Here is a 15,034-nt window from a genome sequence, read left to right on the forward strand (position 1 = left end):
CCGTGGTTCGCCGCGGCCCGTCAGTCCGGGAAGTTCACCGGTACCCAGTTCGGTGGCCGCTTCTCCATGAAGGCCCGCATTCCCTCGCGGGGCTCGGGCGACGTCTCCAAAGCCGCGTTCATCGTCTGGTAGTCGACGAGTCCGTAGCGCTCGTTGAGCATCCGTTTGACCTGCACCCTCGCCTCGGGCGCGGTCTGCAGGATCTCCCGCGCCGCGGTCACCGCGGCAGCGCGCAGGTCGTCGTGCGGCACGACGCGCGAGATCACCCCGAGTCGCTGCGCCTCGGCGGCGTCGAAACGCCGCGCCGTGAGCAGCAGGTCCCGCGCGACCGCGATTCCCACGTGCGCGGGCAGCGCTGCCGCGAACGTCGCGTCGGGGATGCCGCGCAGCAGTTCGGGCACCCGGAACGTGGCGCGGTTGCTGGCGACGGCGACGTCGGCCATCATCGCGACGAGCAGCCCTCCGGCCTGGCAGATTCCGTTCACCGCCGCGATCACCGGCGCCCTGCTGTCCCGGATCGTCAGGAACGGCAGGATGTCGTGGCCGAGGCCGTCCGGCAGGCGGTCACCGGGCTCGGCGCGGCCACCGAGGTCACCGCCGGGGGCGAAGACGTCGTCGACGCCGGTGATGATCAACGCCGCCAGGTCGGGATCCGAATTGACGAGCCGGACAGCACGTCTGAGCCCGTAGTACATCGCCGGGGTGAACGCGTTGCGGGCGGCCGGGCGATCGATCACACACCAGCCGATCGGCCCCTCACGCTCGAAACGGAGGCCGGCGGCCCCCAGGTCGTCCGCGTCGACACGCGGAATCGGTTCCTCGATCTCGGCCACCTCACGACCTCCGTTGCGTGTCAGACACTCTCGGCTCGACTGGAAGAAACCGACCATACGGGTAACACTCGGGAAGTTCGCAGCGATTCACCAGCAACACCATGTGTTGCCCACGACCTCGAGGAGCGAGCATGAAACAGAAGCTGATTCGCGCCGTCGCCGCCGGAGCCGCTGCCGTCGGTATCGCCGCCGGAAGTGTTGTCACCGCGGCTCCCGCGCAGGCAGCGCCGGTCGGCCCCGTCGATCTCGATCTGGTCGGCGGCGTCTACTGCTCGTTCGGCAAGCCCGGCGATCCGTGGGTCGACTCCTGGTACATGGTCCGCTGGATGGAGGTCACCGCGTACGGGCGGGACTGGCCGAACGTGACCCTGCAGGAGTTCGGCGGCCAACAGCAGTTCAGCCCGCTCCTCAAGGCCGGTCAGAAGCTCCGGATCGAGACGAAGTGGTTCGGCTGCTTCCCCAGCTCGATCTCCGGATACACCATCTCCAGTGACGTCGACCCGTTGCAGAACAACATCGGATTCTGGGCGAACGTCGAGCGGCGCTGAATCCCCACCCCCGCGGCGGAATGCCGCGGGGGTTCGGCCCGTCATGCGGACGCGACCTGCATCAGCGCGTCCGCCACGGCGCGAGGCTCGGTGATCATCAGATCGTGACCGGTGTCGATCTCGAAGAATCGCCCTGCGGTCCGGGCTGCCGCCACCAGCTCCGGGTCTCGTGACGGCACAGTGGAACTGCAGACGATGTGCGACTGCGGTAACGCCCACAGCTCCGCCTCGTTCCGCAGGTCGAGAGCCTGCTCGAAGCATCGCCACGGATGCGGCGTCAACCGGTCCGCCATCCACGCGAGCACCTCGGGGTCGGTTACGCCATAGAACATCCCGGCCTCGGCGAAGGGATGAAGGACGAGTTCGACACCGTCGACGACCCGGCTGTCGAGGCGGGCCGCCGCCATGATGTCGCCTGCCACATCCACGAGCGACTGCCCATTCACCGGGGTCGCCGCGTCCAGATAGACGAGTTGACCGACCCGGTTCGGAGCGCGGTCCGCGGCACCCGTGATCACCATGCCGCCGTAGCTGTGTCCGACCAGGATCACGTCGGTCAGGTCCTCGTATCGCAGCACCCCGTCAATGTCACCGATGTGGGTGTCGAGGTCGACACCCGGGTGCAGGAGATGGGCACGTTCCCCTAGCCCGGTCAAGGTCGGCGTGTGGACCTCGTGCCCGGCTCCGCGCAGGATCTGCGCCACCGAGCGATAGCACCACCCGCCGTGCCCGCCACCGTGGACCAGCACGAAGGTAGCCATGCAGGTCAGGCCTTGACCGCGGTCAGACGTGCGATGTTGGCACGGAAGTCCTCGGTCTGGAAGGACTGGTCCTCGGCGGCGTTCGCGTAGTCGAGGGAGGCGAGGACGGCGCGTTCGATGTGCAGGTTCAGCATCCGCTTCGTGGCCTCGACCGCCTGCTGCGGGTGAGAGGCGATCTTCTCGGCGCAGGCGAGTGCCTCGGCGAACGGATCGGCCACCACGTGGTTCGCCAGCCCGAGCTCCCTGGCCCGTTCCGAGGAGATCCGGGTACCGGTGAGCGCGAACTCCTTTGCCAGCAGCAGGCTGATCTGCAGCGGCCATGTCAGGGGTCCACCGTCCGCCGCGACGAGCCCGACCTGCACGTGCGGATCGGCGAGGTACGCGGATTCGGCCATGTAGACGATGTCGCTGAGCGCGACGAGGCTGCAGCCGAGTCCGACGGCCGGTCCGTTCACGGCGGCGATCACCGGGACGCGGCAGCGTGCCATCCCCAGCACGATGTCGCGGCCGTGCGCGATCGTCTTCGCTCGCAGGTCCGGGTCCTCCGCGAGTTCGGCGAGGTAGGTGAAGTCCCCGCCGGCGGAGAACGCCTTGCCCGCGCCCGTCAGCACCGCGGCGCGGGCACCGCGGTCCGCGCTCAGTTGCGGCCACAGTCGCGCCAGCCCACTGTGCAGGTCGTCGTTGACGGCATTGAGCGCGTCGGGACGGTTCAATGTGATGATCCGCAGCGATCCCTCGGCGCGGACGTCGACTTCTTCGGGCATGTCGTACATGTCAGACTCCCAATCCGAGGATTCGTGAGGCGATGATGTTCTTCTGAATCTGCGAGGTCCCGCCCATGACGGACTGCGCCCGGCTGTACAGGTACGAGCCGAACATCTCCTCGTCGCGGGAACCGCCGACAGTGAGGGCCGCGTGCCCGACCGACTGGTCGACCCAGGTCATGAGGAGCTTGTCGAGCGAGCCCTCGGAGCCGTGCGTGACGCCGTCGAGTTGCTCGGACAACCTGCGTCGCACGTGCAGCCGCAGCATCTCCGACTGCACCGCCGCCCACGCCAGTTCCTCCGGCGCCTTGCCGTCCACGCGGGAGGCCAACTGACGCACCAGCTTTCCGTAGCGCGCGGCGTACCCGAGGGTGGACGGCTCTCGCTCGTGCCCGACGACGGTCATCGCGAGCTTCCAGCCCTCACCGGGCGCCCCGACCATCTGGTCGGCGGGCACACGCGCCCCGTCGAACAGCACCTGGCCGAACTCCTTGGTGACGCCGCTGATCATCTTGAGCGGCCGCTGCTCCACGCCGGGCTGCTTCATCGGCACGACGAATGCGGAGATGCCCTTGTGTCGAGGCACGGTCGAGTCGGTGCGAGCGAGCAGCAGGCACCAGTCCGCGACGTCCGAGTAGCTGGTCCAGATCTTGTGCCCGTTGACGACGTACTCGTCACCGTCGCGGACGGCCGTCGTGGTGAGCGATGCCAGATCCGATCCGGCTCCGGGCTCGCTGAAGCCCTGGCACCAGCGCTCGGTGCCGTTGATCATGCCGGGCAGGAAGCGGGCCGCGAGTTCCTTGCTGCCGTGGTGACCGAGGCCGGTCACCAGGTAGCCGAGGCTGGGACGCGGCGGAGCTCCCGCGATCGCGAGTTCCTCGTCGAGGATCACGTCGTAGACGGGGGGCAGTTCCTGGCCGCCGTACTCCTTCGGCCACGACAGGCCGAAGAACCCCGCGCCGTACAGCGCCTGGTGCCACTCCCCCTGCCGAGCCCAGTACTCGTCGCCGGAGGTCGGGAACTTCTTCGCATTGTCGGTCAGCCAGGCGCGCAACCGTTCCCGGAAGGCCGCCTCGTCCGGCGAGTCACGAAAGTCCAAGATCGATCTCCTCCAGGCTCACGGGGAACAGTTCGGTGGACGTCAGCGCCCGCCGCAGATAGGCATGCTCGAGACACTCCCAGGTGTTGCCGATGCCGCCGTGCACCTGAATGGCGTTCTCGCACACGGTGCGGGCGGCGCGACCGGCGTACAGCTTGGCGATCCGGCCGGCCCGGATCGCCGCGTCGACGGCCAGTTCGTCGACCGCCCAGGCCGCGTGCCGCAGGACGCTGATCGACCCCTCGATCAGGGCCTGGTTGTCGGCGAGCAGGTGTGCGACGGCCTGGTACGACCCGATCGTGTTGCCGTACTGCTCCCGGACCTTCACGTAGTCGAGGGCCGTGGCCTGCGCGCCGCGCATGACGCCGACCAGGTCCGCGCAGGTGGCCGCCAGCGCCAGCGCGTACCAGCGCTCGGCAGCGTCGCCCGGCAGGTCGCCCAGGGATTCCCGGGGACCGTCGAGTTCCGCGAACCAGCGCGTCAGGTCGGCGGTGGGTACCACCGCACCGACTCCGGCCGACTCGATCACCCTGTCCTGCAGGACGACCGCTCGGTCCAGGCCGCGGGAGTCGACGGCCTCCCCGGCGACGGCGACCGCCCACGACTGCTGCGTGTCGACGACGTGCCGGGTGAGGTCGTCGGCGAGCACCGGACCGAGGAAGGGGACGTCGACGAGCCCGCGGCCGAACTCCTCCGCGACGATCGCGACCTCCACACCGGAGGCGCCGTCTGAGCGCAGCGACCGCCAGCCGGTGGTCTCGACGGTCTTCTCCAGCCGGGCGACGCGGGCCTCGTCGTCGAGGTCCTGAACGGATCCGGGACCGAGGTCGTCGGCCAGTTTCGCGGCGGCGTCCCGCAGCTGCCGCTGCTCACTCGTCAGACGTACGTCCATGGCGCTCCTTGAGTTCTCGGCGCAGCACCTTGCCCGACGGCAGGCGCGGAATCTCGGGTACGAACACGACTCGTCCGAGCCGCTTGTAGGTGGCGAGCCGCTCCCCGACGTACTCGGTGAGCGCCTCCGCGGTGACGGGGTTCGCGGTGAGGACGGCGGCGACGACGGTTTCGCCGGAGGTCGGGTCGGGCTCCCCGAAAACCGCGCAGTCCGCGACGTCGGGGTGGCCGTGCAGGACCGCCTCGATCTCCGCGGGCGCGACCTGGAATCCCTTGACCTTGATCATTTCCTTGAGCCGGTCGGTGATCCGAAGCCAGTTGTCGGCGTCGAGGTAGCCGACGTCGCCGGTGCGGTACCAGCCGTCGACGAAGGCGTCCGCGGTCGCGTCCTCGGGGAGGTATCCGGTCATGAGCGATGCCGACCTGGTCTGGATCTCTCCGACCTCCCCGGCGCCGACCGGCTCGCCCGTGCCGAGGGAGGTGATCCGAACCTCCACTCCGGGAACGGGTTTCCCGACGCTGTCGAGTCGGGCGCCCTCGATCGGGTTACACGCGATGACGGGCAGTTCGCTGGCGCCGTAGGCGGGCATCCAGCCGACACCGGTTCGCTCGGTGACCCGCTCCGCGACACTCGGGGTCACCGGGGTGGCGCCCCACATGATGTATCGCAGCGACGACAGGTCGTAGGACTCCAGCTCGGGATGCGAGGCGATGGCCAGCGCGATCGGAGCGACCGCCATCTCGACGGTGATCCGGTCGGCCTGGATGTGGTGCAGCATCGCATCGAGGTCGAACCGGCGGTGCAGCCTGATCCAGGCGCCGCAGTCCAGCGCGGTGGCGATGTTGAGCAGGCCGAGGATGTGCGAGGGCGGTGTCACGATCTGCATGCGGTCGGCGGCGGTGAGGTCCAGCGCGACCTTCCAGTGCTCGACAGCCGCGGCGAACGAGCCGTGGGTGTGGCGGACGGCCTTGGGCAGCCCGGTCGTGCCCGAACTGAACACGAGAACGGCCTCGGCATCGGGATCCACCGCCCGCCGTGTCCCGGACCCGGGCGCGACGTGATCGTCGAGATGCAACATCGGCATCAGGTCGGCCAGTACCGGACTGTCACCGATCGCGAACACCGGTTTCGTCACGTCGAGCGCGTGCGCGACCTCGTCGCGCTTCCACGCCGGACTGACCAGCACGACCGCTGCGCCCAGCTGCCAGATCGCCCGGACTGCGACGACGAACTCGGGGCGGTTGGACGACATCAGCGCGACACGGTCGCCTGCGCCGACTCCGGACCGCTCCAGCACGCCGGACACACCGTGCGCGAGCGCGTCGATCTCCGCGAGCGTGAACTCGCGGTCCTCGAAGGCGAGCACGACGGAAGAAGGCGCCGGCGCCGTGTCCGCATCCTGTTCGGCGATCTCGGGGTTCCCCATTGAGAAGGTCCCATCTCTTCGCGAGAATAGTATTCTCTGTTTGATAGAACCTTAATACCAGGAGGTGCCGGTCCATGGCGAGACCCCCGTTGTTCCAGCGCGCGACAGTCAGCAGGATCGTGAAGGAGTCGGCCGACGCCCGTACGTACGTGCTCGCTCCGCACGACGGGCCGCTGCCCTACCGGGCCGGCCAGTTCTGCACGTTCAAGGTGACCGTCGACGGGCACGACCTGTACCGCTCGTACTCGATGTCGAGCGCACCCGAGGTCGACGGCGAGCTGATGACGACCGTCAAGCGCGTCCCCGGCGGCCGGGTCTCCAACTGGCTGCACGACAACCTCGTCGAAGGCGACGTCGTCGAGATGACGAGACCGGCAGGCACCTTCGTCCTGCGACCCGACACCACCCCGATCCTCGGATTCAGCGGGGGCAGTGGGATCACCCCGATCCTGTCGCTCACGAAGAGCGCGCTGGCCACCACCGATCGTCCCGTTCGTCTGCTGTGCGCGGACCGCGACGCGGACTCGATCATCTTCGGCGACGCGCTCGCCGACCTGCAGGCCCGCTACGACGGGCGGCTGACCGTGATCCGGCACCTCGACGACCACGCCGGGTTTCTCAGCGCCGACGCGGTCCGGGACTTCGTCGGCGAGGACGTCACCGCCGACAGCTACCTGTGCGGACCCGCCGCATTCATGGCCCTCGTCGAAGCGGCACTGCCCGACACCGGCCGCGTGGTCGCGGAGGACTTCGGTGCGGTGTCGACCCCGGAGGCCGAGACCGTCGAGGAAGCCGGCGCCGGGCCCGCCGACGCCGCGACGGACGAGTGCACGGTGAACGTCGTCCTGCGCAAGAGCAAGGCGACCGTGACGGCGAAGGCGGGTGACACGATCCTGGAGAGCGCCCGACGCGCGGGGATGACGCCGCCTTTCTCCTGCGAGGCAGGGAACTGCGGAACCTGCATCGCGACCCTCACCGAGGGCACCGCGGAGATGCGGGTGAACGACGTGCTCACCGACGACGAGGTGGCGGACGGATACGTCCTGACCTGCCAGGCGGTCCCCACCTCCGCCTCGGTGACCGCGAACTACGACGACGCCTGACGCCGGGACGCCGTCCGACTGTCGCTGCGACGGTCGGACGGCGTCCCGGATCAGTCCTCGGGCAGGGTCCCCTTGACGCGTGGTCGTCCCGCGCTTCGGCCTGCCGCCTTCTCCGCAGCGTCGACGGCCTGCCAGCGCGCCTTGTCCACGAACCCCGGCACCCGCTCGGCGACCAACGCGGTCAGCGCCTCACGATCACCCGTCGGCTCGGACAGTCGGCCGGCCTCGAAGTCCTCGAGCAGGGCGGCGACCGTCTCCGCGGAGTCGACACGGTTCGTCCCGATCACTCCGCGCGGTCCGCGCTTGATCCAGCCGGTCGTGTAGACGCCGTCGAGCCCCTCCACGCGACCGCTCTCGTTGGGAAGGACACCCCTGGCCTCGTCGAAGGGCAGACCGGCGACCGGAAGTCCGCGGTAGCCGACGGACCGGAACACCAGCGACGTCTCCACCACCTCGGTGCGGCCGGTGGGTACCGCGGCCAGATCGTTGCCCAGGGTGTTCGCCACCAGGGTGACCGACTCGACGCGACCGTCGCCGTCCAGCGACACCGGAGAGGAGAGGTAGCGGAACACGATTCGCTTGTCCGCGCCGCCGGAGGGGGCGTCGGCGTACTCGCGGGCGAGATCGACCTTCAACCGAACCGACGGGGCCGCGTCCGGATCGTCCGAACCCGTTGCCCCCGAGGCGCCGAATGCCGACTCCGGATCGTCGACGACGACGTCGATACCGGTGAGGCCACCGAGCGCGAGGAACTCCGAGGTCGAATAGGCGGCCTGCGCCGGGCCGCGCCGTCCGACGACGACGACCTCACGGATGGCGCTGTCGCGCAACGCCTTCAAGGCGTGATCAGCGATATCGGTCTTGGCCAGGACATCCGGGTCGAGCAGCAGGACCCGCGCGACGTCGAGCGCGACGTTGCCGTTTCCGACGATCACGGCCCGGTCGCCGGACAGGTCGAACTGCCGGTCCGCATGGTCGGGGTGCCCGTTGTACCAGGCGACGAACTCGGTGGCCGAGTGGCTACCCGCGAGGTCCTCACCGGGTACATCCATGCGCCTGTCACCGGAGGCCCCGGTGGCGTAGACGACCGCGTGATGGTGGGCGCGCAGTTCGTCGAGCGTGACGTCCGCTCCGACGTCCACCCCCAGGTACATGCGGGTGGCGTCGGCACGGAAGGCGGAGCCGAAGCGGTCGACGACCTTCTTCGTCTCGTGGTGGTCGGGCGCGACCCCGTTGCGGATCAGTCCCCACGGCGTGGGCAGCCGATCGAAGATCTCGACCTGGACGTTGCCGAGGCGCAACAACTGTTCCGCCGCATAGCATCCCGCGGGACCGGACCCGACGACGGCGACACGCAGCGGACTCCTGTCCGTCGGCAGCCGGCGCGGCGCGGAGGGCGGTGTCACCGCGGAGTTGTCGAGAGGATTCCGCTCGAAGTAGGCCTGGTTGATGTCGACGTACCGCTCCAGTTCCGGCGGGAGGTCGAAGTCCGAGTAGATCGCGTCCACCGGACACGCCTCGGTGCAGGCCCCGCAGTCGATGCACGTCGCCGCGTCGATGTAGAGCATCTCGGTGGTCGCGAAGTCCGGATCGTCCGGCCTCGGCCGAATGCAGTCGACGGGACACTCGGGGATGCAGCTGGCATCGTTGCAGCATCGCTGCGTGATGACGAAAGTCATGGTGGTCCTGTACATCTCGGGCGGCGGGCGGCCACGTTCCCCGACCACGGCGACACCCCCCGAGGACTCCACCCGAAAGATCACCGAGCTCGCGAGAATCATGTTTCCAGAAGGATAGAATACTGTTTCCATAGACGCAATGAATCGACTACGCTCTCCGCAACGTCCTTCTCGAGAGCGTGACCGACCACAGGGCGACATGCCAGGAACCGCCCGACCGTGCCGACGAATCGCGACAGCCAATCAACAGCGACAGCGCCGGATCGGGGAATCGAAACTTCAGCGGGAGGCTGCAGTGACCGACTTCGACACGATCGACTACTTCACGGACCCGACCCTCGTCGACGATCCGCACCCCTACTACGACCACCTGCGGCAGCAGTGCCCGGTCACGAAGATGCCGGTGTACGGCGTCGTCGCCGTCACCGGCTACGACGAGGCATCGGAGGTCTTCCGGGACGCCGACACCTACTCCAACGCCATCACCCCGACCGGCCCGTTCCCGGGCCTGCCGTTCGAGCCCGAGGGTGACGACATCAGCGAGCAGCTCGAGGCCCATCGCGATCAGCTGCCGCTGTCGGAACACCTCGTGACCTTCGACCCGCCGCAGCACCAGCGCACCCGCGCACTGCTCGGCAAGCTCTTCACGCCGCGCCGGATCAAGGAGAGCGAGGACTTCCTCTGGGGTCTCGCCGACCGTCAGATCGACGAGTTCCTCGCCGACGGCAAGTGCGAGCTCACTCAGGCCTACGCGCAGCCGTTCGCGATGCTGACCGTCGCCAACCTGCTCGGCGTCCCGGAGGAGGACTTCGACGTCTTCCGCACGCATCTCGGTGCGCAGAAGCCCGGCGCGATGAGCGCCGACGAGGCGATGGTGGCCAACCCCCTCGAATTCCTCGACAGCAAGTTCTCCGTGTACATCCAGGATCGCCGGGACAACCCCCGAGACGACGTCCTCACCGCGCTCGCGGAGTCGACCTACCCGGACGGTGAGGTTCCCGAGGTCCTCGCGCTGTGCCACCTGGCCACCTTCCTGTTCGGCGCAGGCCAGGACACCACCGCACGACTGATCACCTCCTCCCTGCGGCACATCGCGGACAATCCCGAGTTGCAGAAGCAGCTTCGTGAGGACCGGTCGCTGATCCCCAACTTCGTCGAGGAGGCCCTGCGCATGGAAGGGCCCGTGAAGAGCGACTTCCGGCTCGCGCGCCGCACGACGAATCTCGCCGGGGTCGAGATCCCCGCCGGCACCACGATCATGATCAATCCCGGTGCCATCAACCGGGATCCGCGCCGATTCGAGGACCCGCACGAGTTCGACCTGCACCGCCACAACGCCCGCGAACACCTCGCGTTCGGCAAGGGCATCCACTCCTGCCCGGGCGGTCCGCTCAGCCGCGCCGAGGCCCGGGTCACCATCGAGCGACTCCTCGACCGCACCGAGAACATCACCATCTCGGAGGAGCACCACGGACCGCAGGGCAACCGTCACTTCAGCTACGAGCCGACCTACATCCTGCGCGCGCTCGCCGAACTCCATCTGGAGTTCACACCGGCCGACTGACCGGACCGGCACACGATCTGCGGTGGCGCTCGTCCTGACCGGACGGCCTCGATGTCGCGAGGACAGGACGAGCCCGCCTGCACCCGATCCCTACCCGACGACTTCACAGGCGGTAGGTGATCCCGACACGGCCTGACGCGGGGAGCGGCATGCCAGTGCAGGGCACCCAGCCCGATCCGGTCGCCGACGGCGGTCGACCGACGAGATGTCCGAAAAACCTTGGGGGGCGTGGAGGATGGCGGTGACGACTCGATGTCGGATCTGAGCACCGGGACGGATCGTACGGGCGGATCGTCCGAGCCGCCCGAATCGTCGACAGCCGATCACGACGAGCGGCGCCCCACGGACGAGATCACCGGCTGGATGCGGGGATACGTACGGCGGCATCCGGTCGCCTCGCTCGAGACCGTGGGTGGTCAGTTCGCACTCGCGGTGCGCGCGATCCAGTACCTGGTCCTCGACATCGCGACGCTGCGATTCCCGTTCCAGGAGTTCGTGCGGCAGGCCGCGTTCATGGCCTCGGCATCGGCGATCCCGACGCTCTGCGTCGCCATCCCGATCGGTGTCACCATGTCCATCCAGTTCGGGCTGCTGGCCGGCCAGGTCGGCGCGACGTCACTCGCGGGCGCCGCGAGCGGCCTGGCCGTCATCCGCCAGGGCGCTCCGATGGTCGCCGCACTGCTGATGGCGTCCGCCGCGGGTTCCGCGGTGTGCGCGGACCTCGGCTCACGCAAGATCCGCGACGAGATCGACGCGCTGGAGGTCATGGGCATCTCGGTCGTCCGGCGTCTGGTGGTACCGCGACTGGCCGCCGCGATCGTCGTCGGCCTGGCCCTCACCGGCCTGGTGTGCTTCGTCGGATTCCTCGCCGGCTACCTCTTCAACACGTACGTCCAGAACGGAACGCCGGGAAGCTTCGTGACGACCTTCGCGTCGTTCGCCACGGTCGGGGACTTCGTGCTCACGATGATCAAGGCCGTCATCTACGGCGCGATCGTCGCCATCGTGGCCTGCCACAAGGGGCTGAGTACCCGGGGCGGCTCGGAAGGCGTCGCGAACTCGGTCAACGCGACCGTGGTCGCCTCGATCCTGCTGCTGATGATCGTCAACGTCGCCCTCACCCAGCTGTACGTGATCCTCTTCCCAAGGACAGGCTTCTGATGGCCTCCGGACACTTCCCGATCCCGGGAACAAGGGCTGTTCGCAACGCGAGCGCGTCTGTCGGCACCGTGTTCATGCGCCTCGGGCACATGGCCACGTTCCTGGCGCGCGCCGTCGCGGCGATTCCGTTGACGCTCCGCCACTACCGCAAGGAGTTCTTCCGACTCCTGTCGGATGTGGTGTGGGGCAACGGTTCACTCGTCGTCGGCGGCGGCACCGCGGGCGTGATCATCGTGCTCGGTGCGGCGGCAGGGGCGATCGTCGGCATCGAGGGCTACAACGCGCTGCACCTCCTGGGTCTGGAGCCGGCGACCGGCATGATCTCGGCGACCGCGACGACACGCGAGCTGGCACCGATCATGGCGTCGCTGGCGTTCGCCTCGCAGGCCGGATGCCGGTTCACGGCCCAACTCGGCGCCATGCGGATCTCCGAGGAGATCGACGCGATGGAAGCGCTCGGCATCCGGTCGATCCCCTACCTGGTGACCACACGGCTCATGGCCTCCGTGATCGCCGTCATTCCGCTCTACATCGTCTGTCTGGCAGTGAACTACCTGGCGGTCCGCATGGTGATCGGGGTGGCGAGCGGAATGTCCCAGGGCACCTACGACCACTACTTCACACTCGTCCTGAGTGGCACCGACGTCCTGTACTCGCTGCTGAAGACCGTCGTGTTCGTCGTCATCACGACCACCATCCAGTGCTACTACGGCTACTACGCGAGCGGCGGACCGCAGGGCGTCGGTGTCGCCGCGGGCCGGGCGATGCGCGCGAGCATCTCCACCATGATCGTCGTCAACCTGCTGCTCACCGTGGCGCTGTGGGGAATCGGAACCAGCGCAAGGCTGGGTGGCTGACCGATGCCCAACCGATTCGAGACCGACGGCCGTGGGCCGTCCGAGAGACGACTGATCGTCACGGGACTCGTCGCGACGGCTGTTGCCGTCGCACTGACCTTCGCCTCGATCGCGAAGATGAACGGCCGGTTCGACGAGGACGTTCCGGCGACCGCCCTCCTCACGGACGTCGGCGACGGTCTCCCCGCTCGCTCCGACGTGAAGTTCCGCGGAATCATCGTCGGCGAGGTGACGGCGGTCGAGCCGGGAACGGGCGGCGAACCGAACCGGGTACACCTGGCACTGGATCCGGAACACGCAGGGGGCGTTCCGGCTTCGGTGACCGCACGGGTGGTCCCCAGCAATGTGTTCGCCGTCTCCTCGGTGCAGCTCCTCGACAACGGTTCCGCTCCCCCGCTGACACCGGGAGCGGAGATCCCGCAGGACGAGAGCCAGCAGACCATCCAGCTGCAGACGGCCCTGACCAAGCTCCGTCAGGTCGTCGCGGCGACCGGCCGCATCGGATCCGAACGGACCGTCGGTGTGCTCGCGGCCGTCGCGGCGGCCACCGACCGCCGCGGCGACGACATCGTCGAGGCGGGAAGGCAACTGGATCGCATCACCCGCGAACTGGGTGCCGTCATCACCCCGACCGGAGGCCCGTCGACGATGTCCGCACTGAGCACCGCGGTACACGGGCTGCAGAACTCGGCGCCGGACCTGCTCGACGCGCTGCACCACGCGGTGGTTCCGATGCGGACGGTCGCCGAGAAGGAGGCCGCGTTGAACTCGCTGCTCTCCGCGGGGTCGGGCACCCTGTCCACACTCGGAACGGCACTCGAGAACAACACGGACCAGATCATCGGGATCACCACGAAACTCGCACCCGTGCTCGACGTGGTTGCTGCCGGATCCCCGTCGTTCACCCCGATCACCACCCGGTTCACCATCATGGGCCACAAGTGGTTCGACGAGTTCTGGCCGGAGAACGTCCAGCACGGCCGGGGCAAGTTCATGTTCCAGCTGACCCCGCACCGCATGTACACCCGGGCGGACTGTCCCCGCTACGGCGATGTCGAGGGACCGAGCTGCGCCACGGCACCGGAGTCGTCCACCGAGCCGTGGATCAAGGAAAACGCACCCGCACCGGCCACCGGCACCGGGGCGCCGGTGTCGGGAGGCAACGTGGGTCCCGTCGGCGGACCGGCGGAGAAGGAAGTTCTGTCGCAGATCCTCGGAGGCGACCTGACCAGTGCCGGCGAGCTCATCCTCGGGCCCCTGGCGCGGGGCGCGATCGTCGGAGTCACACCCGCTCCCGAGGAGGGTCCGTGAGTATCCGCAAACCCCTGATCGGGGTCAGCCTGTTCCTCGCGGTGTCGTTCCTCCTCGCCTCCACGGTCCTCGTCACCCTGGAGCGCGGAATCGGCGGGGACACCAAGTCCTACACCGCGGTGTTCACCGATGCGTCGGGACTGGGCACCGGTGACGACGTCCGGATGGCCGGGGTGCGGGTGGGCCGTGTGGACTCGGTGACCCTCGACGGCACCGTGGCACGGGTCGGGTTCCGAGTCGATTCCGACCAGCTGCTCTTCGGAAACACCAAGGCATCCATCACCTATCAGAACGTGATCGGTCAGCGCTATCTCGGGCTGTCCCTGGGCGACTACGGACAACCGCAGATCCTCGAGGAGGGCGGCGAGATCCCCGTCGAGCGGACGGAGCCGTCGTTCGACATCTCCGCGCTGCTCAACGGTTTCGAACCGCTGTTCCGGGTACTCGACCCGGAACAGGTGGACAACGTGACGAGCGCCCTGGTCAGCGCCTTCCAGGGCGACACCGGTTCGGTCGCCACCCTGGTGGCCCAGACCTCGAGTCTCGCCGAGTCCCTTGCCGGACCGGACAAGGTGCTCGGCGACATCATCGTCAACCTCGACCAGGTCGTCGGCTCGCTCGCCGCCAGGCACTCCGATCTCGACACCGTGATCAGCCGGTCGCAGTCGATAGTGTCCACACTGTCGGCGCGCCGCGACGAGCTCGGCACCCAGCTCGCTCGCCTCTCGACGACGGCGAACCGGATGTCCGAGCTGGCCGGTCAGGCGCAACCGGAGATCGACGAACTGGTCACGCGGAACCCGGGATTCGTGGACCACTTCCTTGCCAACAAGGACGAATTCGCCTTCTTCTCCTACAACCTGCCCCCGCTGTTGAAGGGACTCGCCCGGGTGAGCCAGGAGGGCTCCTACCTGAACACCTATCTCTGCAGCATCAACATGACCCTCATCCCCTCCCTGTCCACCGTGATCCCCACCGTCGTCGCCAACGCGACCCCCGGCGGCAAGGTCACCTACTCGCCGATCTGCAGGTGACC

At 68.3% G+C, this 15,034-nt stretch carries 14 protein-coding genes; 7 read left to right on the plus strand and 7 right to left on the minus strand.

The genetic code is table 11. The annotated features are described in order from the left end of the window. Positions 1–20: 20 nt before the first annotated feature. The gene (locus tag ACFSJG_RS20415) at positions 21–833 is read right to left on the minus strand and encodes an enoyl-CoA hydratase/isomerase family protein (RefSeq protein ID WP_378487063.1); all 813 of its coding nucleotides are present in this window, start codon (positions 831–833) and stop codon (positions 21–23) included. A 131-nt stretch (positions 834–964) separates the two neighbouring features. On the opposite strand from ACFSJG_RS20415, the gene ACFSJG_RS20420 reads away from it, so the two are divergent. Next, positions 965–1,381: a hypothetical protein gene (locus ACFSJG_RS20420; RefSeq protein ID WP_378487064.1), complete on the plus strand. Its 417-nt coding sequence runs from the start codon at positions 965–967 to the stop codon at positions 1,379–1,381. Between the two features lie 41 nt (positions 1,382–1,422). On the opposite strand, the gene ACFSJG_RS20425 is transcribed toward ACFSJG_RS20420, so the two are convergent. The 5 genes from ACFSJG_RS20425 to ACFSJG_RS20445 are packed head-to-tail and all read right to left on the minus strand — an operon-like array spanning position 1,423 to position 6,323. After that, complete coding sequence (locus ACFSJG_RS20425) at positions 1,423–2,142, minus strand: alpha/beta fold hydrolase (protein WP_378487065.1); 720 nt, start codon at positions 2,140–2,142, stop codon at positions 1,423–1,425. 5 nt (positions 2,143–2,147) lie between these two features. Further along, positions 2,148–2,915 carry an enoyl-CoA hydratase/isomerase family protein gene (locus ACFSJG_RS20430; protein ID WP_378487066.1) on the minus strand — a complete coding sequence of 256 codons (768 nt, stop codon included), beginning with the start codon at positions 2,913–2,915 and terminating at the stop codon, positions 2,148–2,150. Position 2,916: 1 nt separating this feature from the next. Continuing rightward, positions 2,917–4,005, minus strand: coding sequence for an acyl-CoA dehydrogenase family protein (locus ACFSJG_RS20435; RefSeq protein ID WP_378487067.1), 1,089 nt, complete (start codon positions 4,003–4,005; stop codon positions 2,917–2,919). Then, the gene (locus ACFSJG_RS20440) at positions 3,992–4,897 is read right to left on the minus strand and encodes an acyl-CoA dehydrogenase family protein (protein WP_378487068.1); all 906 of its coding nucleotides are present in this window, start codon (positions 4,895–4,897) and stop codon (positions 3,992–3,994) included. Before ACFSJG_RS20440 ends, ACFSJG_RS20435 begins: the two co-directional genes overlap by 14 nt. After that, complete coding sequence (locus ACFSJG_RS20445) at positions 4,875–6,323, minus strand: class I adenylate-forming enzyme family protein (RefSeq protein ID WP_378487069.1); 1,449 nt, start codon at positions 6,321–6,323, stop codon at positions 4,875–4,877. The genes ACFSJG_RS20440 and ACFSJG_RS20445 overlap by 23 nt, the downstream gene beginning before the upstream one ends. Positions 6,324–6,397: 74 nt before the next feature. Here ACFSJG_RS20445 and ACFSJG_RS20450 point away from each other — a divergent pair, with 74 nt between their 5' ends. Beyond that, the gene (locus ACFSJG_RS20450; protein ID WP_378487070.1) at positions 6,398–7,426 is read left to right on the plus strand and encodes a 2Fe-2S iron-sulfur cluster-binding protein; all 1,029 of its coding nucleotides are present in this window, start codon (positions 6,398–6,400) and stop codon (positions 7,424–7,426) included. 50 nt (positions 7,427–7,476) lie between these two features. Here the strand turns inward: ACFSJG_RS20450 and ACFSJG_RS20455 are convergent, their stop codons facing one another. After that, entirely contained in the window at positions 7,477–9,105 is a 1,629-nt protein-coding gene (locus ACFSJG_RS20455) for an FAD-dependent oxidoreductase (RefSeq protein WP_378487071.1), read from the minus strand. Between the two features lie 295 nt (positions 9,106–9,400). Between ACFSJG_RS20455 and ACFSJG_RS20460 the strand changes: the two genes are divergently transcribed. From ACFSJG_RS20460 to ACFSJG_RS20480, 5 genes are all read left to right on the plus strand, one after another. Continuing rightward, positions 9,401–10,669: a cytochrome P450 gene (locus ACFSJG_RS20460; protein ID WP_378487072.1), complete on the plus strand. Its 1,269-nt coding sequence runs from the start codon at positions 9,401–9,403 to the stop codon at positions 10,667–10,669. Positions 10,670–11,032: 363 nt separating this feature from the next. After that, positions 11,033–11,830, plus strand: a complete 798-nt coding sequence (locus ACFSJG_RS20465; protein ID WP_378487206.1) for an MlaE family ABC transporter permease — start codon at positions 11,033–11,035, stop codon at positions 11,828–11,830. Beyond that, a complete protein-coding gene (locus ACFSJG_RS20470) occupies positions 11,830–12,687 on the plus strand; it encodes an ABC transporter permease (protein ID WP_378487073.1) in 858 nt (285 codons plus the stop codon). The genes ACFSJG_RS20465 and ACFSJG_RS20470 overlap by 1 nt, the downstream gene beginning before the upstream one ends. A 3-nt stretch (positions 12,688–12,690) precedes the next feature. Continuing rightward, positions 12,691–13,998 (plus strand): MlaD family protein, encoded by a 1,308-nt coding sequence (locus ACFSJG_RS20475; protein WP_378487074.1) that lies wholly within the window; start codon positions 12,691–12,693, stop codon positions 13,996–13,998. Then, the gene (locus ACFSJG_RS20480) at positions 13,995–15,032 is read left to right on the plus strand and encodes an MlaD family protein (RefSeq protein ID WP_378487075.1); all 1,038 of its coding nucleotides are present in this window, start codon (positions 13,995–13,997) and stop codon (positions 15,030–15,032) included. Before ACFSJG_RS20475 ends, ACFSJG_RS20480 begins: the two co-directional genes overlap by 4 nt. The last annotated feature ends 2 nt before the right edge of the window (positions 15,033–15,034 follow it).

Origin of the sequence: Rhodococcus gannanensis, from assembly GCF_042681175.1 — a bacterium.
Lineage (GTDB): Bacteria > Actinomycetota > Actinomycetes > Mycobacteriales > Mycobacteriaceae > Rhodococcus_G > Rhodococcus_G gannanensis.

What these genes read in the sequence shown, in the direction of transcription:
- ACFSJG_RS20420 (WP_378487064.1), top strand. Translation starts at nt 965, where the DNA reads ATGAAACAGAAGCTGATTCGCGCCGTCGCCGCCGGAGCCGCTGCCGTC.
- ACFSJG_RS20425 (WP_378487065.1), bottom strand. Translation starts at nt 2,142, where the DNA reads ATGGCTACCTTCGTGCTGGTCCACGGTGGCGGGCACGGCGGGTGGTGC.
- ACFSJG_RS20430 (WP_378487066.1), bottom strand. Translation starts at nt 2,915, where the DNA reads ATGTACGACATGCCCGAAGAAGTCGACGTCCGCGCCGAGGGATCGCTG.
- ACFSJG_RS20440 (WP_378487068.1), bottom strand. Translation starts at nt 4,897, where the DNA reads ATGGACGTACGTCTGACGAGTGAGCAGCGGCAGCTGCGGGACGCCGCC.
- ACFSJG_RS20445 (WP_378487069.1), bottom strand. Translation starts at nt 6,323, where the DNA reads ATGGGGAACCCCGAGATCGCCGAACAGGATGCGGACACGGCGCCGGCG.
- ACFSJG_RS20450 (WP_378487070.1), top strand. Translation starts at nt 6,398, where the DNA reads ATGGCGAGACCCCCGTTGTTCCAGCGCGCGACAGTCAGCAGGATCGTG.
- ACFSJG_RS20455 (WP_378487071.1), bottom strand. Translation starts at nt 9,105, where the DNA reads ATGACTTTCGTCATCACGCAGCGATGCTGCAACGATGCCAGCTGCATC.
- ACFSJG_RS20465 (WP_378487206.1), top strand. Translation starts at nt 11,033, where the DNA reads ATGCGGGGATACGTACGGCGGCATCCGGTCGCCTCGCTCGAGACCGTG.
- ACFSJG_RS20470 (WP_378487073.1), top strand. Translation starts at nt 11,830, where the DNA reads ATGGCCTCCGGACACTTCCCGATCCCGGGAACAAGGGCTGTTCGCAAC.
- ACFSJG_RS20475 (WP_378487074.1), top strand. Translation starts at nt 12,691, where the DNA reads ATGCCCAACCGATTCGAGACCGACGGCCGTGGGCCGTCCGAGAGACGA.